Origin of the sequence: Bradyrhizobium sp. SZCCHNS3052 (assembly GCF_032484495.1) — a bacterium.
GTDB lineage: Bacteria > Pseudomonadota > Alphaproteobacteria > Rhizobiales > Xanthobacteraceae > Bradyrhizobium.
In genome coordinates this window covers 1-25,779 of record NZ_JAUETB010000019.1, presented here as the reverse complement: position 1 = coordinate 25,779, position 25,779 = coordinate 1, and the positions used below count along the sequence as shown (strand labels likewise).

General features: G+C 67.1%; 20 protein-coding genes. 5 read left to right on the top strand and 15 right to left on the bottom strand.

Annotation, left to right across the window (positions count from 1 at the left end):
- Nucleotides 1-49: 49 nt before the first annotated feature.
- The 8 genes from QX073_RS32980 to QX073_RS32945 all read right to left on the bottom strand — a co-directional run bounded on the left by QX073_RS32980 (nucleotide 50) and on the right by QX073_RS32945 (nucleotide 10,132).
- The gene (locus QX073_RS32980; RefSeq protein WP_316172745.1) at nucleotides 50-871 is read right to left on the bottom strand and encodes a TIGR04222 domain-containing membrane protein; all 822 of its coding nucleotides are present in this window, start codon (nucleotides 869-871) and stop codon (nucleotides 50-52) included.
- A gap of 2 nt (nucleotides 872-873) precedes the next feature.
- On the bottom strand, nucleotides 874-1,428 hold the full coding sequence (locus tag QX073_RS32975) for a hypothetical protein (protein ID WP_315752198.1): 555 nt from the start codon (nucleotides 1,426-1,428) through the stop codon (nucleotides 874-876).
- Nucleotides 1,429-1,521: 93 nt separating this feature from the next.
- Nucleotides 1,522-2,604, bottom strand: a complete 1,083-nt coding sequence (locus QX073_RS32970; RefSeq protein WP_316227015.1) for a M48 family metallopeptidase — start codon at nucleotides 2,602-2,604, stop codon at nucleotides 1,522-1,524.
- The gene (locus tag QX073_RS32965) at nucleotides 2,605-3,795 is read right to left on the bottom strand and encodes a vWA domain-containing protein (protein WP_316201546.1); all 1,191 of its coding nucleotides are present in this window, start codon (nucleotides 3,793-3,795) and stop codon (nucleotides 2,605-2,607) included.
- Nucleotides 3,792-6,170: a DUF5682 family protein gene (locus tag QX073_RS32960; protein WP_316227014.1), complete on the bottom strand. Its 2,379-nt coding sequence runs from the start codon at nucleotides 6,168-6,170 to the stop codon at nucleotides 3,792-3,794. Before QX073_RS32960 ends, QX073_RS32965 begins: the two co-directional genes overlap by 4 nt.
- Before the next feature lies 1 nt (nucleotide 6,171).
- Complete coding sequence (locus QX073_RS32955; RefSeq protein ID WP_315825874.1) at nucleotides 6,172-7,275, bottom strand: AAA family ATPase; 1,104 nt, start codon at nucleotides 7,273-7,275, stop codon at nucleotides 6,172-6,174.
- 29 nt (nucleotides 7,276-7,304) lie between these two features.
- Complete coding sequence (locus QX073_RS32950; RefSeq protein ID WP_316227013.1) at nucleotides 7,305-8,699, bottom strand: DUF5691 domain-containing protein; 1,395 nt, start codon at nucleotides 8,697-8,699, stop codon at nucleotides 7,305-7,307.
- Nucleotides 8,700-8,701: 2 nt separating this feature from the next.
- Nucleotides 8,702-10,132 carry an SWIM zinc finger family protein gene (locus QX073_RS32945; protein ID WP_316227012.1) on the bottom strand — a complete coding sequence of 477 codons (1,431 nt, stop codon included), beginning with the start codon at nucleotides 10,130-10,132 and terminating at the stop codon, nucleotides 8,702-8,704.
- 895 nt (nucleotides 10,133-11,027) lie between these two features.
- Between QX073_RS32945 and QX073_RS32940 the strand changes: the two genes are divergently transcribed.
- Nucleotides 11,028-11,351 carry a hypothetical protein gene (locus QX073_RS32940; RefSeq protein ID WP_315715405.1) on the top strand — a complete coding sequence of 108 codons (324 nt, stop codon included), beginning with the start codon at nucleotides 11,028-11,030 and terminating at the stop codon, nucleotides 11,349-11,351.
- 102 nt (nucleotides 11,352-11,453) lie between these two features.
- Here QX073_RS32940 and QX073_RS32935 read toward each other — a convergent pair whose 3' ends face one another.
- On the bottom strand, nucleotides 11,454-13,007 hold the full coding sequence (locus tag QX073_RS32935) for a glycosyltransferase family 39 protein (protein ID WP_316227011.1): 1,554 nt from the start codon (nucleotides 13,005-13,007) through the stop codon (nucleotides 11,454-11,456).
- Nucleotides 13,008-13,421: 414 nt separating this feature from the next.
- Here QX073_RS32935 and QX073_RS32930 point away from each other — a divergent pair, with 414 nt between their 5' ends.
- Together QX073_RS32930 and QX073_RS32925 are read left to right on the top strand one after the other, a co-directional pair.
- Nucleotides 13,422-14,093 carry a response regulator transcription factor gene (locus QX073_RS32930; protein ID WP_315715407.1) on the top strand — a complete coding sequence of 224 codons (672 nt, stop codon included), beginning with the start codon at nucleotides 13,422-13,424 and terminating at the stop codon, nucleotides 14,091-14,093.
- On the top strand, nucleotides 14,090-15,538 hold the full coding sequence (locus QX073_RS32925) for a HAMP domain-containing sensor histidine kinase (RefSeq protein WP_316172737.1): 1,449 nt from the start codon (nucleotides 14,090-14,092) through the stop codon (nucleotides 15,536-15,538). Before QX073_RS32930 ends, QX073_RS32925 begins: the two co-directional genes overlap by 4 nt.
- A 31-nt stretch (nucleotides 15,539-15,569) precedes the next feature.
- On the opposite strand, the gene QX073_RS32920 is transcribed toward QX073_RS32925, so the two are convergent.
- Nucleotides 15,570-16,733 carry a hypothetical protein gene (locus tag QX073_RS32920; protein WP_316172736.1) on the bottom strand — a complete coding sequence of 388 codons (1,164 nt, stop codon included), beginning with the start codon at nucleotides 16,731-16,733 and terminating at the stop codon, nucleotides 15,570-15,572.
- Nucleotides 16,734-17,022: 289 nt separating this feature from the next.
- A complete protein-coding gene (locus tag QX073_RS32915) occupies nucleotides 17,023-17,973 on the bottom strand; it encodes an aldo/keto reductase (RefSeq protein WP_316227010.1) in 951 nt (316 codons plus the stop codon).
- A 252-nt stretch (nucleotides 17,974-18,225) separates the two neighbouring features.
- On the opposite strand from QX073_RS32915, the gene QX073_RS32910 reads away from it, so the two are divergent.
- Nucleotides 18,226-19,461 carry an NF038122 family metalloprotease gene (locus QX073_RS32910; protein WP_316227009.1) on the top strand — a complete coding sequence of 412 codons (1,236 nt, stop codon included), beginning with the start codon at nucleotides 18,226-18,228 and terminating at the stop codon, nucleotides 19,459-19,461.
- Between the two features lie 216 nt (nucleotides 19,462-19,677).
- On the opposite strand, the gene QX073_RS32905 is transcribed toward QX073_RS32910, so the two are convergent.
- On the bottom strand, nucleotides 19,678-19,836 hold the full coding sequence (locus QX073_RS32905) for a hypothetical protein (protein WP_315715412.1): 159 nt from the start codon (nucleotides 19,834-19,836) through the stop codon (nucleotides 19,678-19,680).
- Nucleotides 19,837-20,219: 383 nt separating this feature from the next.
- Between QX073_RS32905 and QX073_RS32900 the strand changes: the two genes are divergently transcribed.
- Nucleotides 20,220-20,660 (top strand): hypothetical protein, encoded by a 441-nt coding sequence (locus QX073_RS32900; protein ID WP_316186635.1) that lies wholly within the window; start codon nucleotides 20,220-20,222, stop codon nucleotides 20,658-20,660.
- 246 nt (nucleotides 20,661-20,906) lie between these two features.
- On the opposite strand, the gene QX073_RS32890 is transcribed toward QX073_RS32900, so the two are convergent.
- The 3 genes from QX073_RS32890 to QX073_RS32880 all read right to left on the bottom strand — a co-directional run bounded on the left by QX073_RS32890 (nucleotide 20,907) and on the right by QX073_RS32880 (nucleotide 24,866).
- Entirely contained in the window at nucleotides 20,907-21,122 is a 216-nt protein-coding gene (locus QX073_RS32890; RefSeq protein WP_315769653.1) for a hypothetical protein, read from the bottom strand.
- Nucleotides 21,123-21,160: 38 nt separating this feature from the next.
- Nucleotides 21,161-22,348: a TCR/Tet family MFS transporter gene (locus tag QX073_RS32885; protein WP_316193326.1), complete on the bottom strand. Its 1,188-nt coding sequence runs from the start codon at nucleotides 22,346-22,348 to the stop codon at nucleotides 21,161-21,163.
- Nucleotides 22,349-22,796: 448 nt separating this feature from the next.
- Nucleotides 22,797-24,866: an acyltransferase family protein gene (locus tag QX073_RS32880; protein ID WP_316186638.1), complete on the bottom strand. Its 2,070-nt coding sequence runs from the start codon at nucleotides 24,864-24,866 to the stop codon at nucleotides 22,797-22,799.
- Nucleotides 24,867-25,779 lie beyond the last annotated feature (913 nt).

The following is a 25,779-nucleotide window of genomic DNA, read 5'->3' as shown; positions in this document are numbered from 1 at the left end:
GCGAACAGGAAAGTCTACGGCGGTGACACCGGCGAAGAGCGATTGATTGTCAGCTGCAACCGCCGCAGCCGCCTCCACCACCACCTCCGCAACCGCCACCGCCGCAACCACCGCCACTGCTGCTCAGCGCCTTGGATGTTGCCAGCACCGAAGCGTAGGCGGTGCCGGACAGCACCGCCGCGCCGGTCAGTGCGACGGCCAGTAGCAATTCATGCTCGCGCGGGGCGCGGGCTGCGCGCGCATGCGTCGCCTGATAGCTCCGCAGCACCTCGTTGCCGGCGTATGTGCGGGAGGGCGCCTTTGCGATCATCGCCGCGCCCAGCGCCGTAAGACCGAGTAGTAGTATTAGAAAGCCTACGTCGTGTTGCCGCGAAGCGCCGACGAGGACCTTGATCAGTCCGAACAGGATGAGCGCGCCGACGAATGGCAACACGGCCTTGCGGAATGCCACCATCTGGCTGTCGGTCGGTGCATAGCCGAGAGCCTCCAGCCGCGCCTGAATGCGCGCCGTAAGTGGCGCAAGCGCCTGCTGGAATTCCTGCCGTGTCATCTCCGGGCGGAATGCAAGCCGCGGCGGACGGTCCATCAGCGCCGCCAGCGACGTCTGATCAGTCACTGTTATCTTGTGATCGCGGGCGGTGAAGGTTGCTGCGCCGTTCGCAGCGAAGCCGAGCAGCACGGTATCGCCGAAACGTGGCGCGCCGCCGGCGAGATAGGCCAGCTCGAGCTCGTTCAAAGGCGGCTGGGGCTTGGCCGCGGCCGGGCCGATCGTTCCGCGTAGGGCGAAGGCCTTGAGGAAAATGATGGCGCCGAGAACGATGTAGACGAGTAGGAATGGGCCGGCCGTCCAGTCGAACGGATTGAGCGCCATATTCATCTCCTGAACAGCCGCCGCAGCCATGCGCGTGGCCGGGGCAGAATGAGCCAATGGGTGAGGTCGGTGACGTGATAGCGCGGGCCGGCGAAACGGATGTGTGTCGCAGGCCACAGATCGGGGCTGGGCGGACCGAAGAAGCGTTCATGCAGTGCCAGCGTCTCGGCATATTGCCGGCGGTAGGTCATCTGCGCCTGCGGTCCGCCGGGCGTCGGATCATGATGCAGCGGGGCCTGGAGCCGTTCGCCGCACCAGATCACCCAATAGTCGCGCGAATAGATCAGATGCTGGTGCCAGACCTCGTCAACCACCTCGCTGGGCGTCACCGGCGTGGGCGAAACCATCGCGAGAAAGCAGAAGCGGCGATAGGCCTCGATCGCGGCCCGGGCCTCATCGAGGCTCCAGCCATGGTCGCGCGCCAACCGCTGGGTGAAGTTGAACGGCGTATCCGGCTCGAAATCATGCGCGGCAATGCGCTGCCATAAGTCCTGTCGCGCAGGTGCCCAGTCCGGCTCGTCGGCCTGGACATCGACCTTGACCTGCGCGCGTCGCACCGAAGGCTCCCGGAGATCGTGCACGGCAGCACCTTAGCATAGATGCGCGCCGAGTTCCACGGGGGCAGGCGTCGCCGGCAGGCATGCTGAATATCAGCCTCCAAGACGGACCCGGATCTGTGCCAATTTGCGCCACTCGGCATCGAGCCCGGCCGACAGGTTGGGCGCGGCATGCGGTGAGAGCAGTCGCTCGATGGCCGGGGCCTCGATCGGATCGACTGCGGGGAGCGTGGCATAGCCGAGATTGGCAAGGCTCGCACGGAGCGGCGGGTGGGTCGAGTTCGGGTCCTCCATGGACTCCTCCTCGATCGTCTTGGCCGCAGCAGCGGTGAGCGCATCATGGTCGCGGATGTCGACGAGATGGGTCGACATGCGCTGCAGCGGCGTCGCCGGCAGGCTGATGGCGCCGAGCATGTCGGTCTCCAAGGGAGAGAACACCAGCTCGCGCAGTCGTGCCACGCCACCGGCGATCAGCACGAGCGATCGCGCCATCTCGGATGGTCCCATAAGCGCGGCCGCGCGCCGGTCGGCGGCCAGCTCATTCTGACGTGAGAGTGCGAGATACTCCCTGTTGACCCATCCAAGCACGGCACGCAGCAGCCGTGCTGCAATCCGGCCGGTGATGGTGCGATCGGGGTTCGCATAATGCAGAACGTTCTCGCAGGCGCGCAGAAAGTCGAACAGATTGCCGGCCCCGGTGATGTGACGCAGCTCGGCATGGGCAACCTCGTGGGCGATGGTGGCGCGGATTGCCCGCTCGTCGAGGATCATCAGCAGCGGCAGTCCGACGGTCATCGTGACGTGCTGGCGGAAGATGCCGGCATAGCCGCGCGCTTCGCTGATCGACGCATTGAACTCGGCGTCGAACCGCAGCGTGCGCGTCGGCTTGGCGAAGGCTGGATCGAGCTCCTGCCAGATCCGCCAGAGCGCGGGCGCCATTGCTTCGTCCAGGACGTTGCTCCGCTCGCGCCGGGCCGGCACGAAAAGAATTCCGAGCGCCAGCGCGACGGCGGCCGCGACCACGCAGAACATGATGGGGGCGGTGATGAGCGCAACTCTCGTGTAGTCGTCCAGCGAGATCAGCCAGATGAACAGCAATCCGGCGGCCAGCGCGACGACCGGCAGAACAGCGTAGCGCCCGAGCAGCAGGATGCATGACAGAACGAGACGCTTCATTTACACGCCAGGTACGCCGTCCTCGGGCCGCACCAGCTTGATGTCCTGTGCTGCGGCCCACGACCAGATGTCCTGGCGCTTCAGCGCGGTTGCCATCAACTCCGGAAACTGATGCGGCGTGCAGGCGAACACCGGACAGCCGAGCGCGGCCAGGATCGCGGCGTGCTTGGCGTCGTAGGCCGGGCGGCCGTCGTCGTTGAGCGCGAGCAGCACGATCAGGTTGACGCCCGACGAGACCAGCGCCCTGGCGCGGGCCAGCATCTGCTCGGCGATGCCGCCCTCGATGAGGTCGCTGATCAGCACCATGTGCGTGCGCGCCGGCTCGCGCACCAGGCGCTCGCAATAGGCCAGCGCCTGGTTGATGTCGGTGCCGCCGCCGAGCTGCACCGAGAACAGCACCTCGACCGGATCGGCCAGCTCCTCGGTGAGGTCGATGATGTTGGTGTCGAACACCACGAGCTTCATCGCGATCGCCGGGATCGAGGCCAGCACCGCGGCGAAGATCGAGGAGTAGACGACGGAGGTGCCCATCGAGCCCGACTGGTCGACGCACAGGATCACCTCCTCCAGATTGGTCCGGCGCGCGGCGCGCGCGTGCCCGATCAACGTCTCCGGCACGATAGTGCGATGCTCGGCCTGCCAGTGGCGCAGGTTCTTGCCGATCGTGCGCGGCCAGTCGATGTCGCCGGCGCGCGGTCGGCGGGTGCGGCGGCGGCGGTCGACCGCACCGCGGATCGTCTCGGTGGTGCGGGCATCGAGCTTTTCCATCAGCTCCTTGACGACCTTGGCGACGACTTGGCGCGCCGTCGACTTGGTCTTCTCCGGCATCACCGAGCGCAGCGCCATGAGGTCGGCGACGAGATGCACGTCGGCTTCGAGGGCTGCGAGAAACTCAGGCTGCAGCAGCATCTCCTTCAGGCCGAGCCGCTCGAACGCGTCCTTCTGGATCACCTGCACGACCGGTGCCGGAAAGAACTCCCTGATGTCGCCGAGCCAGCTCGCGACGCGCGGCGCCGAGCCGCGGAGACCGCCGCGTCGGCCGCCGCCGCGCTTGCCGCCGGAGCCGGCGTCATAGAGTCCGGCCAGTGCCGCATCGAGGCGCCGATCGCGATCGGACAGGCCGGCCTGGTCGTCGCCGCCAAGCACGAGGCGCCAGCGGCGGTTGCGCTCGGCATCAGCGTCGTCGCTCATCGATTGGCTTCCTTGATCGGCCGGTCGGCGCCGAGGATGGTCAGCAGCAAGGGCAGGGCCGCGTCGAAGCCGGCGGCGGTGGCCGGCAGCGGCGCGGGCAGCAGCGGGCTGGCGTCGGAGGTGGAGCCGACGGCCAGCGGCCGCTGCCTGGCCAGTTCGTCCAGCAGGCGCCGCCGCTCGTTGCGGTCGAAGCTCGCGAAGGCACGGCGCATCACCGGCAGCAGGTTGTTGAACGCCTCGTCGTCGATCGCAGCCAGCCAGCCGTCGATGATCCGGCGCAGCATCTGGTCGTGCAGCAGCACCTGGCCGCTCTGGCCGAGAAACCCGTCGAGCCAGTCGCCGGCCTCCAGCGTCGGCACGCTGTGGGACAGCGCGCGCGACAGTGCCAGCGCGGTCTGCTCCGGTGACACGATGCCCTGATCGTACAGCACGCGGTTCGCCAGGCCCTTCAACAGCGGATGCGCCGCCGCATCGGCGGCGACGTGCAGCAGCGCGCGGCTCCAGCCGTCGCGCAGGCCGCGATCCTCGATCAGTCCGATCGCGACGTCGAGCCGCGCCAGCCTGCCGCGGAGATCGGCGGCGACGTCGGCCTGCAGGCTGCGGCAGGCATAGACGAGGCCGGCACAGATCGCCTCGACGAGGCTGGTCACCAGCAGGCGCAGCGCCTCGGTCGGCAGCGCCCGTGCGGTGCCGTAACGCAGGATTTCGGCGAGCGGCGGCACGGCCTCGGTGAGATCGGCAACATCGCTTGTCGCGGCCGAGCGCTGCTGCAGCAGCGCGATCGTCGTCTCGGCCGCCTCGCTCAGACCCGCTTCGAGACAGCCGCGCACGATGGCCGCGACGGTGTTCAACGAGGTCGCCGCCTGTGCGTTGGTGACGGCGGCATTGCCCGCAGCCTGCGCGACGGTGGTGCCGTGCACCAGCGCCTCGACGAGACGCACCGAGAATTCCGGCTCCCAGCGCAGGCGCCAGTTCTCGCGAAAGGTGCCGCGGCTCTGTCCCGATCCCTGCAACCGTCCCCACGGCACCTGGATCAGGCCCAGCCGGTGCAGGAGCTGCGACTTGGCAAGCCCGGCCTCGCTGCGCAGGTCGAGCGCGATGTCGGTGTCGAGCGCCTCGGGCTTCAGCTTCAGCTTGCGCTGCCAGCGCGCGAGATCGGCGGCGAGCGGCATCTGCGGCACGCTGTCGTCGATCTCGCCGACACGTTGCCCGATGATGAGCTGCTGCTCGATCAGGCGGAACGGCGCCGTCTCGCCCTCGCAGAGCGTTGCAAGGCTCGCCTCGCGCATCTCGGCCAATCCCGGCAAAGCGACGTCGCGCAACGCGGCCAGCGTGATCGCGAGCCGGGACGCCTCGATGACAGATGCCGTCGATGCCGGCCGCCCGTGCCGCCGCAGCAGCTCCGCAACACGGGCCTGCCAGCGGGTCGTGAAGCCGGTGGCGTCGAGCGCGGCGGCCTGGCCGTGCTGCAGTCCCTGCCACAGATGCGCGTACCAGCCCGGCGAAATTACGCCGGCGCCATAGCCGGACGCGGCCGCGAGGCGCGTCTCCGTCCACGGCACCCAGGTGGCGGTGACCTTGACCTGCGGCAGCCCCTTCAGCAGCGCGCGATCATCCTTCTGCGCCACTTTCCGCCGCAGTGCCGGCACGTGCCAGGCGCCGCAGATGACGGCGACGGCCCCGTCCTGCTCGCCGAGCGCCGCCGCGATTTCCAAGCGCATATGCGCTTCGCGGCGCAGCTCGCGCCGGGCTTCATCGGCAGGCTGGTAGGGCAGCGGATCGATCTTGTCGCGCAACGCCGCGATCGCGGCTTCCAGCGCGGCAAAAATCTCCGGACCATGCGCCCCTTGTTCGACGATCGCATTCCACCAGGACTCGCTGTCGTCATAGCCGGCAAGGGTGGCGAGATAGGCCAGCGGATCGCGCCGGATCTGCGCCAGCTCAGGATCGACCGTGTCCGGCTCATCTGGCGCAGTCGCATCGGCGTCCTCCGGCGCGTCCTCGCTTTCATTGCCCTCCGGCTGCTTCAGCTTGGCCCGTTCGGCGAGGCGGTAGGACGCCGGCAGGTCGATGAAGCGGACCGGCCGTCCCCTCGCCAGCGCCCAGCGGATCGCCTGCCATTCGGGCGAGAACAGCGCGAACGGAAAGAAGCTCGCATTGGCGGCATCGTCCTGGGCGTGGACCAGCAGCGCGATCGGCGGCGCCATCGCGGGCGAGGCGGCGAACGCGATCAGCTCATCGGCATCCGGCGGCCCTTCGATCAACACCACGGCCGGATCGGCCGCGTCGAGCGCTGATAGCACGGCGCGCGCCGAGCCCGGCCCGTGATGCCGGATGCCGAGCAGATGCAGGCGATCGGGCTGCGGCGCGGCCATGTCAGATCACGTCGCGGATTGCGCCATAGAGGTCGGCCCACGGCTTGCGCTCGCGCACCACCGTTTCGAGATATTCCTGCAGCACGACCTTGTCCTGCACCGGATCCTTGACGATGGCGCCGACGAGGTTCGCCGCCATGCTCTGCGCATCGATCACGCCGGAGCCGAAATGGCCGGCTTCCGCCCAGGCGCCGATGGTCACCGCGATGGCCTCCGCCGTCGACAGCGAGCCCGACGGCGACTTCAGCTTGAGCCGGCCGTCGAGCGTCTGGCCGTCGCGCAGCTCGCGGAACACCGTGACGATGCGCATGATCTCCTGGTCGGCCGGCGCGATCTTCGGCAGCTCGAGGCCGCCGCCGATTTCGCCGACGCGCTTGGTGACGATCCTCACCTCCTCATCGAGGTCGGCCGGCAGCGGCAGCACCACGACGTTGAAGCGCCGCTTCAGCGCCGAGGACAATTCGTTGACGCCCTTGTCGCGCGCATTCGCCGTCGCGATCATGTTGAAGCCGCGCCGGGCGTGAACGGCGTCGTTGATCTCCGCGATCGGCATCAGCTTCTCCGACAGCACCGTGATCAGCGTGTCCTGCACGTCCGACGGCATGCGGGTCAGCTCCTCGAAGCGTACGATCCGCCCCGCTTCCATCGCGCGCATCAAGGGCGTCGCCACCATGGCCTCGCGCGAGGGGCCCTTGGCGAGCAGCAGCGCGTAGTTCCAGCCGTAGCGGATCTGGTTCTCGTCGGTGCCGGCCGTGCATTGCACGATCAGCTCGGACGAGCCGGAGATCGCGGCGGCGAGATGTTCGGAGACCCACGACTTCGCCGTGCCGGGCACGCCGAGGATCAACAGCGCGCGGTCGGTCGCGAGCGTCGCCACCGCGGTCTCGATCAGCCGGCGGTTGCCGATATATTTCGGCGTGATCTCGACGCCCGATTTGGTGCGGCCGCCCATCAGATAGGTCACGACCGCCTGTGGCGACAGCCGCCATTGCGCCGGCCGCGCCCGCGTGTCCTCCTGCGCCAACGCCTCGAGCTCGTGGGCATGCAATGCTTCTGCGGAGCGGCGCAGCTGGCCGTCGCTTGGGCTCGCATCAGCGTTTGTCATGGGCGTGCTCCGGACTGTTTGATGGTGCGTTACGTCGGCAACGCGAGAACGAGGTCGGTGAAATCCTTGGCCGCGCGCGCGGTCGCGGGGGACAGCGGGGTGAGCGTGGCGACGAAGGCGGGCATCGTCGCGCGCGGCATCAGCGCAGCCATGAGCACCAGCCGGCCGTCGTCCTTCTGCGCCGCCGGCGTCGTCGCGTCGGCGAGGTCCTGAATCGCCTTCTGCCAGGCCGGCGATGCGAGCACGCGTTCGGCGACCTGCGGCGCGAGCGGCTGGCGGGCCTTCGCCGCCAGGGACATCAGCGCATATCCGTGCAGTGCGTCACCGCCGCAGAGGCGCGCGCCGATGATGCGCAGCACGGTGTCGTCATCGCCCTCGGCCGCGGCGGCATCCATCAGCAGCGTGAGCACGCGGTGCTCGGACGGCGGCAGTGAAGCGATCAGCGCCTCGGGCGGCGCGCTTACCGCCGTGGCGAGCGCGGTGAGCCGCAGCCCGCCGAACAGCCGCTCGCGCAACGCCTCGGCCTCCTGCCATTTCAGGCCGTCGGCCGGCAGCTTGAAGGTCACTGTCGACGCCGCGCCGAGGCCGATCTTGGCCAGCAACGAGCCCGCGCGCTGGAAGCACCGCGCGGCCTCGGTCAGCCGGGCGCCGTGCTCGGTGCGTTCGGCGATCCGGGTCAGGAGCTGTGCGGCGATCTGCTTGACGCTGTCGGCGCGATCGGCGCTCAGGCTCTCCAGAAACGGCCGGTCATCGGAGCCGAGGCCGACCATCAGTGCATCGAGCAGCGCAGCGCGGACCGGCGCGGGCTCGCTCTTCCAGACCGATTCGATCAGCGCGCGGCCGTCGGCGGGATTGTTGCGGCGCTGCTCCGCCACGAAGGCGCGGCGCTGCGTCTTCGGGAAGGTGGTCCAGTTCTCCATGGTGATGCGTTCGAAGAACAGGCCCTTGGTGGCATCGTCATCGGCGTCGGAGGCGATCAGCGCCAGATAGGCGCGCTCGGCGAGGCCCTGGTCCTCGGCATTGGCTTTGATGTGCGGCACGAAATCCGGCAGATCGAACGGATGCAGCCGGCAGCCGGCGGCCTGGATACGGCGCAGCGCGAGCGGCAAGGCGCTCGACGCCAGCGACTTCTCGACGCTGCGCGCCAATGCCTTGAGCGCGCGCCGCGCCGCCTCGGGCAGGATGGGCCGCGCGTCCTGGTGCAGCCGCAGGGCGGCGTCCGGGACGGGATCGGCGACAGGCGCCGCGGCGCCGGCGAAGCGCTGCCATTGCGCGGCCAGCGCAAGGAGTGGCAGCGCAGGCTCGCGTCCGTGTGGCAACAGTTCGGCCAGCGCCGGCGGCGTCGTCAAGGGCCGCCGCGCCAGGCCAAGCAGGAAGGATTGGCGCAGGCGGGCATGGCTCTGGGGATCGATCGCGCTCGCCATCGTCAGCCCTCGTGATGCCAGCGGCCGAGCGCCGTTTCGGCGGCCAGCACCTGCGCAATGCGGCCGTCCCACAGACACAGCAGCGACAGGTCCTCGAGGCCGAGCAGCGGCGTCAGTTGGTCGAACTGGCCGCGCTCCACCGCGATCGCAGCTCCGGCCTTGTCGGCGATGACGAGCGCACCCTTTCCCGCGGTGTGAAGCGTGACGCCCGCGAGCAGCAGCGGCCAGCGATCGAGCCACGGCAGCGCGGCGAGCCGCGCCGTGTAGTCCTGCAGCGCTGGGGCGAGCCCCGGCAATGGCTGCGGCCAGGTCGCGGTCGCCGCCGTCTTGCGGCTCGCCAGCAGCCCGCGCAACGGCGCGGCCGACGGATAGAACACGACCTCGCCGTCGATGATCTCCCCCGGCGCGAACGGAAATCCGGCGCCGCCGCCGGACACCGGCACGAAATCGATCAGCACCGCGGCGCGCGGCTGGCCGGGGTCATCGCCCGTGTTGACGAGCCACGTCTCCAGCCTGCGCAGCTTGTCCGGCTGCACTTCGGACAGGTTGGCGACAACGATCCACACGCTGCTCGCGCGCGGGGCCGTGGCGTCCGCCAGCAGCTCCTCGCGGCGCAGCGACCAGCCGACCGCGCGTCGAGCATCCTCGCGCAGCGGTGCCGGCAGCCGGCCCTGATGCCGGTAGGCCGAGGCGATCAGGGACATGGTGCCGAGCCGCTCGATGGCGAGATCGGCGCGGCGATCCTCTCCGACGCGAAACAGTTCGGATGAGAGCTGGTCGAGCCGCGCAGCGAGGCCGCCGGCCTTGGCGTCGACCAGTCGCGTCGACAGCGTGCGCGCGGCGGACGCGGCGCGGGCGGCGAAATCGGCAAGCCCGTGGTTGAGCTGATCCGCGATCCAGCGCTCCAGCTCGTCGAGTCCGGCGAGGATCGCCGCCTCGCGCTCGGCCCTGATCCGCTCGCGCTGCGCCTCGGCGCGCGCGGCAGCCTTTGGGTCGGCGGGAGCAATCGTCGCGGCCTCTGCCAGGGCAGCATCGAGCGACGGTGGCGCGCCCGCATCGTCGCCCTCCGGCTTGTGCTTGCCCGGCGCGCGGCCGCTCGCGCCGCGCCGCCGCGCGCTCCAATCCTCGACCCATTGCGGCGGGCTGGTGGTCTCGAACCGCTCGGGCTTGTCGACCCGCTGCCACAGCACCGCCAGCACGTGCTTGCAGGGAAACTTGCGGCTCGGGCAGGTGCATTTGTAGCCGCTGCCGTCGGCCGCGGCGACCACGCGATACGGCGTCGCGCCGGAGCCCTGGCATTCGCCCCACAGCACCTCGGCATCGCTGCTCGTGGCCAGCATTGGCCAGTTGGCAGGCTTCACGAGCTTCAGCGCTGCGGCGAGTGAGGCCTGATCAGGCGCGAGCCCTTCGATTCGTTCGCGTGTCAGAGACACCCACTCTCCCAACCGGCTGATCGCGCGATGCCGCACTCCCTAGCAGATGGCGGCGGAGCCGCACAACAATTCCAGCGCGATGCCTGCTGATTTCGCTTCGCGTCGCGGGGGAAAGAAACTGAGCGATCTGCGAAACGCTCGTCGCGTCGCGCGCACGCCGGCGGAACTGCGGAGTTTCCTGGGCGGGCATGAGGCGGGTGCGATATCTCCGACGCCGCGGCGAGCTCGCGCACCGGACGCTCTGAAATCGCCGCCGCTCATACGGAACTACATCGCCGTTTCGCCGTCGGAACGGCTCGTCCGTGAAGCACATCAGCGCGCTGTCGGGCCCGTTGTCGTCCATCACATCGAACCCCGCTGCTCGCGCGCGCTGTGTTCAGCACGGAGGCCATCAGCATGGCCGCCCTTGGAATTTTTCCCGGCCATGCACTGGTGAGATGCCCGGATCATCCGCGTCGTACTGTAATCCTGCGGTAAGGCCGTGACGCTAGCTTCAACGCGTCCTTGATCGAGGTCAGATCGGTTTGCCATCGACAGCGTGTCATGATGAGCCATTGCTCGCCGTCTCTCGATGTGGCGTTCGATCGGAAGGACATTGGAGCGCCGCCGCAGACCCGAAAGCCCGGCCTGATCAGGTCGGCTCCGTCCCACCTGCGGCACCTTCCATCATGATCTGGCGCCGCATGGCTTCGAACGTCGTCGGAGTCCAGTGAGCAGGCCGTTCGGTTTGTGTCCCAGCCCCACACGTCCGAACGGCCTGCGATGATGGAGCTCGGGGCGGTGCTCGCGCTCACATGTTCGTTGTGCATCTGCCATCCGCCGTCTGTAATGATGCGGTAAGCGGCAGCCACGAGGCTCTCGCAGCGACGGCCGAGCCGATCGCAAGGAGAACCCAATGAAACGAATTTGCGCGCTTATGATCATGGCCTCGACCATCGCAGGCACGATCGCCACGCCGGCCAACGCTGGCGGGAATCGCGGAGCGGCGGTCGCCGCCGGCGTCGTCGGAGGTCTGGCGATCGGAGCCCTGATCGGTTCGGCGGCAACCGCCCGTTCCGCGCCCACCTATGTCTACAGCTACGACGACTATCCGCCGCCGCGGGTCGTCTATCGTCGTCACCGCGTCTATGAGTACGACGCGGAATACGGCAACTATGGCGACGGCTATTTGTCCGGCTACCGGGACGGCTATTCCGACGGATCCTGGGACAACGACTGAGACCGCCGCCCGAGGACAAGGTCCCGCCAATACGGGACCTTGTCCTTGGTCCGAATGTTCGGATCCGCTGACGAGGCTGCCGCGTCCGGCGTTGCCTCAATCCTATGGTTCCTTCGGCCGCGTCACCAGGAATGCCACCACCGTTCGTTTGCATCCTGTCCAGCCGAGCAGCCGCGCCTGCACCGCGAACTCGCGCTTGACGTAGGTGCCGGATCGGGCGGCCGCCGCTTCCGCGGCGCCGATGCAATCCGCCTGGTCGCGGAAGCACAGCGAAATCCAGCCTTCGCTGCCAGAGTCCGCACCGGTCTTGTGGATCGAGACGGGTAGACCGTAAGCGGGATGATCAGCGCTGTAGAAGGCAGTTGCGAGCGCGAGGCTCTCGGTGCCGCCGACATGCTCGAGCGGCTTGCCCGTCAACTCCCGCCATTGGCGCGTCGCTTCCCGCGCGGTCTGCTGGTAGAAGGTGCGGCCTTCCTCATAGCCGTGCCTGTTGCGGTAGAAGGCGTGGAGCGGCGCCGCGACGATCGCCGCCAGGACGGCGATCCCGGCCGTCAGCACCGCGATGTTGACGGTGTGGAAGCGCGCGATCGGATAGCCTGCGCCGCAGACGATCACCACGACGAACAGGAACAGTCCCTGCAGTGCCCATAGCGATGGCAGGTCGGTACCCATGATCAGCGCGTTGATGACGGGCAGACCGACCGTGCCGATGGCGATATAGGACAACAGCCGGAGGCCGCCGTTCAGCGCGGCCATCTCCGTGGTGAAAGACCTGATCCTGGCGCCGGCGACGATCAGCCAGGTGGCAGCCGGCACGGCCATCGCGGCCGCGAGCCCCAGCAGGAAGAACAGGGAATCCCGCGACGACGTCGCCAGGGTGGAGCGCGCGTGCATCAGCGCATGCTGGATGGGCGCGTCGTGTCCGACGAGCCAGTCGAGATGCATCGACAGTGCGGCGAGGCCTGCGGCCGTGGAGATCCATGGCGACGCCGAGGTGAAATAGGCGCGTCGCTGCGGATGCGCCATGGCGGCGAATGCGAAGCTCATCACCAGAAAGATCGAGTAGTACTTGCCGAGCAGCGCGAGCGCGGCCGTCAGGCCGGCGGCCGCCGCCCAGGGCATCGTTCGCGTTTCGAACGCGCGCAGGAAGCAGTAGGTGGCGAGCGGCCACGTCGCCAATTGCACCGAGTTCGCGTTGAAGCGCTGCGCGTGAAACTGATAGGCCGGCGTCAGCATCAGCAGCAGCAGCACGATCACCCGCTTGTCCCCGACGACGAAGCGGCGCGAAATCAGGTCGACGAACCACAGCGCCAGCGCCGCATTGGTCATCGCCATCAGGTGGAACGACCAGTCGGAAAGAGGGAAGACGGCGGTCCAGGCGCCGGCGATCCAGCCCATCAGTGGCGGATGCTTGTCGTAGCCCCAGGCGAACTGCCGTCCGAATGTCCAGGTCTCGATCACGTCGGGATGCAGGCCGGCGCCGGCATAGGCGATCGAGAGATAGGCCGTCCACACGGCCACGAAGCACACCAGCAGCAGCGGCACGGCCCAGCCGGCCTCGATGCCGTCGAGCCAGCGCAGGAACGGACGGCGCCAGGCCGCCGGATGACAGTCCGACCGTTCGGCGACGGTCGAGAACGCAAAGCCATGGAACATGTCGGTGTTGATCAATGATGAGGCGACGGATGTGACGCGCGATCGGCAGCCGCGGCCGACAAAGAATGGCGGATCGCCCGGTATGTCCGGTCGATCATGCGGCAGGCTTCATGCGGGCGAATCCTCGGCGCGTATTTGAATGCCAGTCTAGGCCGAGACGATTACGAAAGGCTGACGTCGAAAATCGTATCATCGCGGCATGGCACGTCATACCACCGCAATCGCGCCGGCCGAGAAGTCGTTCAGCTTGCAACTGAGATATCGCGATGGAGGCTCGATCAGCCCTGGCAGATCGGGTCGACTTCGATTGAGCGCTGAAAAAAACAACGGTATCAAAATGCCGCCGACGTAATCCTATTGTAATCCGTCTGTAATGATAGGAACAGCCGATTGTCGATGTTGCGGGAGGATGGCGTGCGCGTTCTGGTCGTTGAGGACGATCCCCAGCTCGGGCTCTGGCTGCGGGATGCACTCGCGACGGCGTTCGGCTCGTCGGACATCGTCACGACGCTCGACGAGGCGCGGGCGGCGATCGCGGTGCGCAATTTCGAGCTCGTGGTGATTGACCGCGGACTACCGGACGGCGACGGGCTGGCGCTATTGCCGGACCTGCGGCAGCAGAAGCCGAGCCCCGCGACCGTGGTGCTGACGGCGCTCGACGATCCCGCCGACATCGCGCGTGCGCTCGACGAGGGCGCGGACGACTACGTCGCCAAGCCGTTCGAGCCGATCGAGCTGGTGGCACGAGCGAGGGCGGTGCTGCGCCGGCTGTTTCTCGACCGCGGCGCGATGGTCTCGATCGCCAATCTGGGCTTCGACATCGTCAATCGCGCGGTCTGCGTCGACCAGGCGCCGATCGTGGTGCCCAGGCGCGAACTGGCGATCCTCGAGGCGCTGGTTCGCCGCAGCGGGCGGGTGGTGCTGCGCGAGACGTTGGAGACCGCGGCCTACGGCTTCGAGGACGAGATCCAGTCGAACGCGATCGAGGCCCATGTGTCGCGGCTGCGCCGCCGCCTGCGCGAAGCCAATTGCAGGGCGACGATCAGGCCGGTGCGCGGCCTCGGCTATCTCCTGAGCGGCGAGTGACGCAGGTGAGGTGGCAGAAGCTCAGCCGTATCCGCCGCTCCATCACGCTGCTCTCCGCGACGCTGATTGCGGTCGTTACCACCATCATGCTGATCTGCGCCGCTGCCTTGCTGATCCGCTTCGGCGGCGACGATGACGGCACGTGGGGTGCGGCCGACGTTGCCGACGCGCTGAAGGAGGCCGTGGCTCGCGATGCTGGCGGCCAATTGCTCGTGAAGCAGACGCCCCGCCTCGACACGATCATGCAGGACTTCCCGACGTTCTGGTACGTCGTCTCCGACAAGAGCGGCGAGGTGAGCTACGGGCCGATTCCGAAATGGCGGCCGCACAAGGGTCCGTCGTCGCAGAACGGCACCAGCTTCCTGGCCTATGCGATCGACGGCGAGACCCGGCGCCTGAAACGGATGATGGCGGTCCGCAATACGCCGGTCGGCGAGGTCTTGATCGAGACCGGCGGCGTCGCCTACACGTCGACGCAGCTGATGACGGGCACCTTGACCGACGCGACCATCGTCGCGCTTCCGATCATCCTGGTCCTGGTCGCGACGGTGCTGGCGGCGCTGTTGTTCGTGCCGACGCTGATCGCCCGCCCGGTGCGTGCGGTCGCACGCGCGGCCGAGATGATCGACGGCGTGCCCGACGGCCGAAGGCTGCCCGAGCGGGACGCGCCGGCCGAATTGCTGCCGCTGGTCACCGCCTTCAACCGCGCCTTGTCGCGCATCGACCACGCCGCCGAGGCGCAGCGCAACTTCCTGTCCAATGCCGCCCACGAGCTGCGGACCCCGCTGACCAACGCCCGCACCATGCTGGAGGCGGTGCCGGATGCCGGCCTGCGCGCGAAACTGGTCGGCGAGAACCAGAAGCTGTCGTCGATCGTCACCATGCTGCTGCAACTGGCGCGGATTTCGCTGGAGCCGGACGAGCTGGGCGAGATCGACCTGGTCGCGTTGGCGCGGCGCGTCACCGCCGAGCACGTGCCGATGGCGCTGCACTCCGGGCTCGAGATCGGCTTCGCCGGCTGCGATGCGCCGGTCCGGATCCGCGGCTCGGAGCCAGCGATCGCGGTCGCGCTCTCCAACCTGATCAGGAATGCGGTCGCGCATGCCGGCGCGGGCGGTCCGATCCTCGTCGAGGTCGACGCCGCGGCGCGCCTGCGCGTGATCGATTCGGGGCCCGGCCTGCAATCCGATCAGCCCGAACGCCTGCTGCGGCCGTTCGAGCGCGGCCACGCTCGCGGCGAAGGCATGGGGCTCGGGCTTTCGATCGTCTCGCAGGTCATGGCGACGCATCAGGGCGGCGTCGCGCTGCGCGAGACGCCGGGCGGCGGCACCACGGTCGAGCTCAGCTTCGCGCGCGCCGCGCCTTCGCAAGGCGGCGCTGCGGATGCGACATTGCCGGCCGTCCGGCGCACGGCCGAGCAGGCGGGATTGCCGCCGCGCTCCTGATGTCGAGACATTCCTTCCGGCGGTTCGGCGCTCAGCGCGGCTCCCTGCTCCGCTGCCACTTCAGGAAGTCGCTGTAGAGTCGCGCGGCCTCGTCCGGCGACATCCTCGCCTGCGCCTTGCGCTCGTCGAGAAACTTGCGGAATTCGGCCGGGTTGGCATCCTGGCCCGGCGACTGCATGGCGCGAGCGCCATCGAGCCATTCCTGCGCCGCCTTGAAGCGGACCAGGCCCTGCACCGGCGCCGACAGCACGGTATCGCGCCATTTCGGATGCCGCGGCGGCGATTGCAGCACCTGGATCTTGCCGAACAGCGCGTCGACGAACCGCGCCGTGCGGCGATAGCGCTCGCTGTTCTCCGGCCAATTGTAGACCATCAGCACGGTCGAGGCGGCGACGGTCTCGACCTTGGTGCCCGGCGGCACCAGGTTCGGATATTCCTCGGACGAGAACGACGACGGCAGATAGATGTCCTGCAGCGCGTGGTCATAGGGGATCGTCAAGAGATGCAGCCGGCCGCCCTCGTTCTTGATGCCCTTGATGATCGGCGCGTCCTTCGACACCGAGGCGATCCAGGCGTCGCCCTGGCCGTCGATCAGCTTCTGCAGTCCGCCGGTCGGATCGGTCTGGGAGTCGATGTCGGCGCGAATGCCGAGCCGGCGGAAGATCGTGCGCGCCGCCGGCAGGCCGATCGAGCGCTCGGCGAACACCCGCCGTCCATTGAGATCCTCCAGCGAGCGGATCTCGCGCCGCGCGACGATGTGGACGTCGTTGTGGAAGAGCTGCGCGATGTAGCGCACGCGCTGGGCAATGTCTGGAATGTTGTATTCCGTCTTCACGAATTCCAGCGCGTCGGTGGTGACGAAGCCCATGTCGATGTTCTTCAACATGATGATGTCGATGAGGTTCTGCGCCGAGCCCCTGCCGAGGATCGGCAGCACGCGCAGGCTCTCGCCCTCGTCGAGCACCGCGGCCATGTCGGAGCCCATGACCGACATCGGCCCGCCGATCGGCGCGGTGATCACGGTGACGGTGCCGGAGTTCAGCGCCTCGCGGTCCGGCAGCGTACCGACGGCGCCGCCGGTCGGCGGGCGCTGCGGCAATTGCTGCGCTCGGGCGCTGCCAGACAGCGCCACGAGGGATGACAGAACACATGCAAATACGAATGCGCCAACAGTTACGCGCGCGACACGATTCACCGAACGCTTCCTCGATACATTCTAAATTGACAGTGGACTTAGCAGTTCGATCCCGGCCGAAGTTTGGCCGTGAGGTGGCGATCCGCGAGATGCTGCAAAGTCGCCCGGCCCGCTTCACCGCTGTGCTGAAAATGCGGTGCAGGAGCGTGATCGAGTGTTGCGATCGAGGACCGGCGCTGAGCGCGCCGAATCCTCGATCACAGGCCGTGTTCGGTGGAGAACGACCGTCCTGCGTGCGTGTCGAAACGTCGCACGCTCGGCGCTGAATGGTGGCGCCGCGCGCCGGCGCTCACGCGCTCGCCGCGTCGAGCCGCGCGACCTGGTCCGCGGTCAGCGCGAGCTCCGTCGCCGCCACCAGCGTGTCGACGTGCTCGGGCCTGGTGGCGCTGGCGATCGGCGCCGTCACCGAGGGCTTGGCCAGCAGCCACGCCAGCGCGATCGAGGCCTGCTGCGCTCCGGTCTCCCTTGCGACCGCGTCCAGCGCGGCGAGGATGCGCATGCCGCGCTCGTTCATGTATTTCGGGATGCCGCGCTGTCCGCGCGGGCTCTTGCCGAAATCGGCCTCCGAGCGATACTTGCCGGTGAGGAAGCCGGCGGCCAGCGAGAAGAAGGTGATGACGCCGACGCCGTAGTTCTCGCAGACGCGTTGCAGCGCGCCTTCGTAGGATGCGCGCTCGGCGAGGCTGTATTCCGGCTGCAGGCTCTCATAGCGCGGCAAGCCGCTCTTCGCCGACAGCTCGAGCGCGGCCTGCAGCCGCTCCGCCGAGAAGTTCGAGGCGCCGATGACCCGCACCTTGCCGGCCTTGATCAGCCTGTCATAGGCCGCCAGCGTCTCCTCCTGCGGCGTCGTCTCGTCGTCCTTGTGCGACTGATAGAGATCGATCACGTCGGTCTGCAGCCTGCGCAGGCTGTCCTCCACCGCGCGCGCGATGTAGTCGGCCTTCAGCCCGACCTTGCCGTCGCCCATGTCCATGCCGACCTTGGTGGCGAGGATGATGCGATCGCGGTTGCCGCGCAGCTTCGTCCACTTGCCGATGATGGTCTCGGACTCGCCGCCGCTATGGCCGGGCACCCAGCGCGAATAGACGTCCGCCGTGTCGAGGAAGTTGATGCCGGACTCCAGCACCTTGTCGAGCAGGCGGAACGAGGCCGCCTCGTCCACCGTCCAGCCGAACACGTTGCAGCCGAAGCAGAGGGGCGGAACGTTGAGGCCGGAACGGCCGAGCGGGCGCATCTTCATGGGAGGCTCTCGATCTGAATGATGTTGGCTGCATCCGTCGCGGACGCCTGCCGCAGATTGCCGTCATTCGTCGCGCGAGACCAGCGCGGCAGGAGCATGGCGGGCCCGCCCGGCCGCATCCAAACCGTGGCACGGCTGCCCCGAAGTGGGTCCGGCAGCGTCAGACTTTTCACTCACTTGCCGATGATGGTCGCAGCCTGCGAACGCCTCGCAGCTGGAGACGCGGGGGGCCATGATCAAGGAGTCCGTCTGATGAACACGCTGACCCATGACCAGCTCGGGCTGAGCTCAGATGGCCTCATGATGCCCGATCCGGCCGCGGCGGCGAAGAACACGACGACCAATATGGCTGCGGCTGCCTCGCCTGTCGTGCTGCCGCCCGGCGCGGTGTCGGATCCGGTGGTACACGCCGACGGCTCCGAGACCGTCTCGGTTCACACCGGCGGGCTCACCTTCAACCTCACCTTCGATGCCGCCGCCGCGGCCGCGCCCGAAAGCTTCCGCGCCGGCGTCGAGCAGGCGGCGGCGATCCTGTCCTCGGCGATCACCGATCAGGCCACGGTCAACCTCGCGATCGATTTCGCCGGCACCGGCGGCGGGGCCGGCGCCAATGTCTCCAATGGCGTGCTCACCAGCTACGCGCAGCTCCGAACCGATCTGCAGGACCACGCGGCGGCCGGCGACACGGTGTTCGACAACCTGCCGACGGGGCGGGCAGTGCAGGGCCATTCCCAGGTGTTCGTCGCCAATGCTCAGGCCAAGGTGCTCGGGCTCATCGATCCAAACAGCACGACTGAGGACGGCTTCGCCGTCTTCAACACCGACATCCCGACGCAGTCGCTGGTCGGCGTCGCGCTGCACGAACTGTCGCATGCGCTGGGACGGGTGCCGTCGCCGGGCAATCTCGACATCTTCGACCTGTTCGACTTCACCAAGCCGGGGCAGCATCTGATCAACAACAGCATCAGCTCGGCGCCTCCCGCGTATTTCTCGCTCGACGGCGGGCTCACCAAGATCGCCGATTACGGCCAGATGTCGGACCCGGCCGACTTCCTCAACACCGGCATCCAGGGCGCCCGCGATCCCTTGAACGAATTCTACAATCCGACCACGTCGCAGACGCTGTCGCCGATCGATCTCGTGGTGCTGGAGACGCTCGGCTACAATATCTCGACTCCCGACACGCAGGCCCTGCTCGCCCAGATCCCGCACGCCGCCGGGGTCGCCGCACCGGTGCAGACGCCGCAGCAGGCCGTCGCGATCGCCTCCGCGGTGGCCGCCGAGACGGCCGCCAGCCTCACCAAGCTGGGTGATGCCGCCGGCGCCGCGCAGGTGCTGGCGAATGTCCAGGCCGACGCTGCTGCGCTGAATGGCGCCGATGCCGGCGCGAACCATGACCACGCAACGGCCCATGCGTCCTATTCCGCCGAGCCGCACCACGATCCGATGATGCTCGCGATGCATCTGCACGCGATCAGTGCGAACTGAGGCGGTCGCTACCAGCAGAGGATTGATTGGGCGCGAGAAGGCCATCGCGTAGTCGATCTAAGTCATGCCCGCCATTTCATCGTCGTCATGGCCGGGCTTGCCCCGGCCATCTCCGTCGCACTCGCCTGAACTGAAAGGCGTGATGTAGCCAAGCGATCGGGCGGATCGGAGGTGCGGTCCGCTCACGATCGATCGCCATGTGTCCGACGCGACAGGTCAGGATCGCTCGCGGTCGCGTTGTCGGTCGAGTTGACGCAAATAGCTCAAGCCGCAGACGGTCAGCCGGCCGGGATCATGCACGCCCTGATCGGTCATCCCGCGCATGTGCCGCGCCAGCGCGCGCCGCGTCCCCTGGTCCAGATCGTGTCTGGTCATGCGGCGATAGATCTGCATCGCTCGCGAGAGCGGCTTGGCAAGTTCGATCCGAGGCATCGAAGTCAACGGAAGCTGGCGGCGATCGTTCCGAATGCCGGCCCATCATCGGAGCCAACTGGTGCGCCGCTGATTTTCGCCCACGCGCAAACGATGCGGATGGTCCTCGCGTTCGGCTCCTACCGATAGACGACGATCGCTGCAGGCGGGTTGACCTCAACCTCGGTCTTCGACCGCCATGTCAAGACATCTCCGGGGCAAAAGCACCAAGTCTCGACGCGTCGCATATTGCACGGTTCACGGGAACTCGCGTATCTTTCAGGTAGCGCGAATACGACGGTGATTACTCGGGGGCGAGGCGATCGTTGGGCGCTGGGGGATCGTTCATGGAAATGAAGTTCGCTTTGCGTGCGGCGCTGACGGGGGCTGCCATTGCGCTGCTCGGTGGATGTGCGATGTCGCCGGAGGGCCTGAATTCGCGCGACGTTGCCGACAGCAAAAGCTTTTCCGAAAGTTACGAGGAGATCTACCGCCGCTTGAGCGAGACCGGCAAGCGCTGTTATCCGCCCGTGCGGGTCTTTGGCAATCCGGGCAACCCGGGCGGGGGACAGATCGAATCTGAAGGCGAGCTACACCGCGACCGCGGCTTTGCGGAGTTTCGCCTGGTCGCAGGCAGCTATGGGGTCCGGATGAACTACTTCGTCTCAGCGCGCATCGAAAAGTCCGGCTCCGGATCGCGCGTGACCATCAAGGTCAGCAACCCGATGGGAGCGGGCCCCCTTAGCGACCGTATCTACCGCTGGGCCGGTGGGGACTCGAGCTGCTAGCTCCGAGCTTCAAGAGCTGCCGTAATGACCAAGAAGCTCGAGCCGATGCATCCCGGAGAGGTTCTGCGCGAGGAGTTCCTGGTTACGCTCGAGATGTGAGCGGGCGCTCTCGCCAAGATTCCGGGCGGCTTGAGGACCGGAGGCTTGGCGTGTCCGCGGGCAGGGGGATCTCAAGCTTCGTGCACTGTCACCGTGACCGCGGGGCGGCGAGCTGGCCGATCGCCCGCCGCGTCCCGGCACGGCAGATCAGGATTGGTCGGAGCCGCGTTGTCGGTCGAGCTTGCGCAGATAGCTGAGGCCGCACACGGTCAGCCGGCCGGGATCATGCACGCCTTGTTCGGCCAGTCCGCGGATATGCCGCGCCAGGGCGCGCCGCGCTCCCTGGTCCAGATCGTGTCTGGCCACGCGACGATAGATCTGCATCGCTCGAACGAGCGGCTTTGCGAGTTCGATCTCAGGCATCCGGGCCAACGGGCGGCGACGGCGATGGTTCCGACGCATCAGGGCGCAGACGCCGGCTTGGCCGGGCGCAGCGTGACGACGACGGGAATGGCGATCGCGTAGATGGCGACGACCGACAGCCAGATCGCCCCGGGCCATTCGTCCCTGACGGCGAAGTAGAGGCTCGAGAAGCCGAGCGGCGCAACGATCGAGGCGAGGCTGACCGTGGCGGCGAGCACGCCCTGGAACTGGCCCTGCAAATGTGCGTCCACCTGCCGGGTGGCGATCGACTGCAGGGCCGGCATGCCCATGCCGCCGAGCGCGAACAGCGGCATCGCGCCAAACACCATCCAGCTCTGGTTGGCGAACGCCATGGCGGTGAGGGCCGTGCAGACACAGGTCACTCCGGTCAGGATGGCGCCGCGCTCGGTCAGCAATCTCACGGCCGGACCGGGAAGGAATATTTGGGCCAGCATCTGGCACACCCCGAAGGTGCCGAGCGACAGGCCGATCCAAAGACCGCTCCAGTGGAAGGCGTCGCCGCCCCACAGCGCCCAGCAGACGCCATAGGCCTCGCCGGTCGCGCTGAACAGGAAGAAGAGGAGAACGACCGGCAGCAGGCTCTTGACGGCGAACACCCAGCGCAGTGGCCGCAGCGGGTTCAGAACTGCGATCTCGATCTTGCCAGGGTCCGGCGGTCGCGATTCCGGCAGCATCAGCAACGCCAGCAGGACGTTGCATCCGTTCAAGGTCGCCGCCACGACGAACGGCAGCCGCAGCCAATGGTCGCCGAGCGCGCCGCCGAGCACGGGCCCGATGATGAATCCCATGCCGAACATCGCATTGAGGAGGCCGAAGCGGCGGGCCCGCTCGTCCTCGCGCGAGACGTCGGTGATGTAGGCCGTGGCCACCGAGACGTTGGCGCTGGTGACGCCGGCGATGGCTCGGCCGAGCAGGAGCATCCAGAGATCGGGCGCAGCCGCCAGGAACAGGTAGTTGACGATGGCGCCGGCCAGCGAGACCAGCAGCAGCGGGCGCCGGCCGAGCCGATCGCTCAGCGAGCCCAGCACCGGGGCGCAGATGAACTGCATCGCGGCGTAGAGCGCCGTCATGACGCCGAGAAGGAACGCCACGTCGCCGGTGTGGGTCACGTCGTGCAGCAGCGCCGGCAGGATCGGAAAGATCAGCCCGATGCCGGCGGCATCGAGCACGATGGTGAGATAGATGACGGCAACAGCCCTGGTCATGGCGCGCTCCGGTCCACGCGAGCCGATGGCGCAAACACGCGCGACCGCTCGCTGGAGCCTGACGATCCGTCAGGCGATTGATGTGTGGGAGACGCTGGGCCGGTCCATGCCAGAAAGGCAGATGGACGGCTTGTACTCGGCCGCAGGCAACGGCCGCTTTTCGCGACAGGCGCCGTCTATACGTGACGAACGGCCGGCGCAAGCCGCTTTTTCCGAACGACGATCGGCGCATTCAATGCATATTCATCGATCCATCGCCGAAGCTCTGCCTCAATCTGCCGACCGACTACGACGTCCGCGAGGCGCGATCTCGGCAAGATTCTCGATCGCATCGAGACGGTGAACAAGCCGCGGGCGGTTTTGAGCGGACAGGTCGGGCGATGGCAGGCGGACGTGGATGGGCTGCGCGGGACGTCTCGTGATCCGCCCCCGACAATGCGCCGTATCTTCACTGCGCTCCTGGCCGGTCATCGAGAGTCCCCGTCCTGCCACCATGCGGCGGCGCGTCGTCACGCGTCCTCGGCGGACGGACGTCGCGTTGGATCAGCGGGGTGAGCAGGTGCTCGGCGAGGTAGAGGGACGCAAGCGGTCGCAGGTGCGCATTGTCGAAGCTGACGAGACCCTCGCGCCGTTTGCGATCGAGATAGATGAGGCAGCCTTCTCGATTGCAGAAGAAGTCATGAAGGCTCTGGTACTCGAACGGTTCGTTGGCCTGGAGCTCGTCTCGAAATGCCTTGTCGATGCCAAGCGCATGCTGGTCGAGGTGCGTCGAGATTCGTGCCGGTGTGAACTGCCAATAGTGCTGCATGACCACCTTGAAGAGGAACGGTTCCCAATGAGGCGCCAGTCCGAGCACGATCACCCGTTTCACGCCGATCCGTTTGATGTCCCGAGACACCTCGCGCAGGTACTCCGTATCGAAGGAATTGTTGAATGAGATGACCACGACATCAGGAACGACCTCTTTGATTGTCGACAGCGCAAAGGAGTTGGACATCTCGCAGTAGTCGGTCGTCAGTCTGGTCAGATCGATCGGGTGTGGACGGCACCCCGACGCATAAACGAGCAGCAGGGACGTATCGGACGGAAGCGTCTTCCGTAAGCCATGGAAGAGATGCGCCGAATGAGAGTCGCCCCAGAGCAGCACCGCTCTGCGAGAGTGGCTGGTGTAGCAGTCCGGGCTGATGCCGTCCCGAGGGACGCGCGTGGGAAGCGCACTCTCGAAGTTGTAGAAGTTGCATTGGTTCTGATTGATTTCCACCAGCTCTTCCCGAGCTGGCGACACGCCCGTGCGGAAGGAATCGAAATAGGCTGCGTAGCTGTTCAGATCGCCCGGCTTGAAGGTCCAGCCGTAGGTCATGGTCAGGGCGCCGATTCCCGCGAGCGTCGCCGAGGCACCGCAGAGCAGTGGGACCGACCGCAAGGGCGATTGCCCAAACCGGATCGGACGTTCCAGAAATCGATAGGTGATCCAGGCCAAACCGGCGCTCAGCGCGATGACGCCGGATCGAAGCGGTGCGGAGCCTGCCTCGCCCATCCAGGCGCGAGTCAGGACGAGCAGAGGCCAATGCCAGAGATAGAGCGGGTAGCTGATCAGCCCGATTCCAACCAGGAAAGGATGCGAGAGAATGCGTCGAGCGACCCAGCTATACGGCCCGGCGCCGACGAGCATGCAGGTCGCTGCGACAGGCAGCAGTGCTGCCCACCCGGGAAATGGCGTATTTCTCGAAATCAGGATCAGGCTCGCCGCCAACAGGACTATTCCCGACGCCGCGAGCCGATCGGAAATGGGTGATCGATGCCCCGCGTCAGGGACAGCGCCGAAGAGCGGCCTGGTGTATGGGGACGACGCGATCGCCAGCAGGCCGCCTGCAAACAGCTCCCATGCGCGCGTGAGCGGGGAGTAGAAGGCCTCGGTCGGGCTGGTGCCCATGGCTTTGATGTTCAGCAGAAATGACCCGACGAGCAGCAGCCCCACGAGGTACGGCAGGGCGCGCTTCCTTGTCCGCCAGCACAGCCACAGCAGCAGCGGCCAGAGGATGTAATATTGCTCTTCGATGCCCAGCGACCATAGGTGAAGCAGCGGCTTCGTTTCCGCGGCCAGGTCGAAATAGTTGGCCTCCTTCCAGAACAGCAGGTTCGCGGCAAATCCGGCGCTCGCCGCAACTTGCTTGCCGAGCTCCTTGTATTCGTCGGTGTACAGAAGAAAGCATCCGAGCAGGAGGGCGGCGAGAAGAACCACGATGAGGGCGGGGAAGATGCGCTTGACGCGACGAGCGTAGAAGGTCCGAACACGAAATGATCCGTTCGCCAGATCCGCAACGATGATCGAGGTGATCAAGAACCCGGATATGACGAAGAAGATGTCGACTCCTATGAAGCCGCCGCGAAGCACATGCGGAAAGGCGTGGAACACGACGACGGACATGACTGCGACAGCTCTCAGTCCGTCGATATCCGGCCTGTAGGCCGTGCCGACCACGGGAACCGGTTTCGAGCCGGCCACTGGCGCGTGCATGTGCGCTCTCTCCCCAAAAGAACGTTCGGCTTCTAATCGTCTTGGCTGCAATCAAACCCGCGAAAATGTCTGTTGTACAATTATGGCGGACAGTGCGGGGCAAACGCAATCATGAATGAGCGTCGTGAGGAGGTGGTCGCCATCGGTGGCGAACGTCGGCCCGTCCGTGCTCATCAGTTCTCTGTCGGCCCGACGGGCAATTCCCGCATCCCCGTCATGCGCAGATTGCCCGTCGAGCCAGTTTGTCGCACGCTGTTCGGCTTGCATCGTCGGGCAAATCAGAACGATGTTTCCGGCCATCCCGCTCGCGATGAAGAGGGACGTTTCGGCCGATCGTCACGGAGCGTAGCAAGCGGGGAGCGATGGACGTGTCGGGTTCGGGGCTTTCGCGCAAGCGGGCCGACGAATGAGCCTGGTGCGTACGGTCAAGTCGCGTGGTCCTGGCCTCCCGATGCTGAGGTCAAGCCGGTCGATGATGCGTCAGACGCGTCTCGCCGGTGATGGGGGCAAGACAGCCCGGTCCCCAGGGAGATCGCGAAGCAGCCGTTAAAACCAGCGCGCGGGGAAGGCCGGGTCGTCCGGCTGGACTCGTGGTACCTGCCGCCTGCATTTTTTTCTGCAGGCGGGCCACGGGCCTCAGTCGAGGTCCGGTCTTCCCCGCGCCCTCTCGTTTGTCGAGGGCGTTGTCGGCAGCATGACCTGGGCGCGAATGGCGTCGCGGGGCTGCGGTGGGCTGTTTGGAGAAATCGTGCAGTGGATGTGGTGCGTGGGCGCGGATACGTCGCGCTCGCGATGCTCATCACGCCTGTGAGGTGGAACGGCCATGCGACACACTGAGTGTCGTCCCGGCCTTGAGCCGGCAACTGTTATGTTGATGGAGTGATCGCATAAGGTTTTCGGTCGCGCATCATGG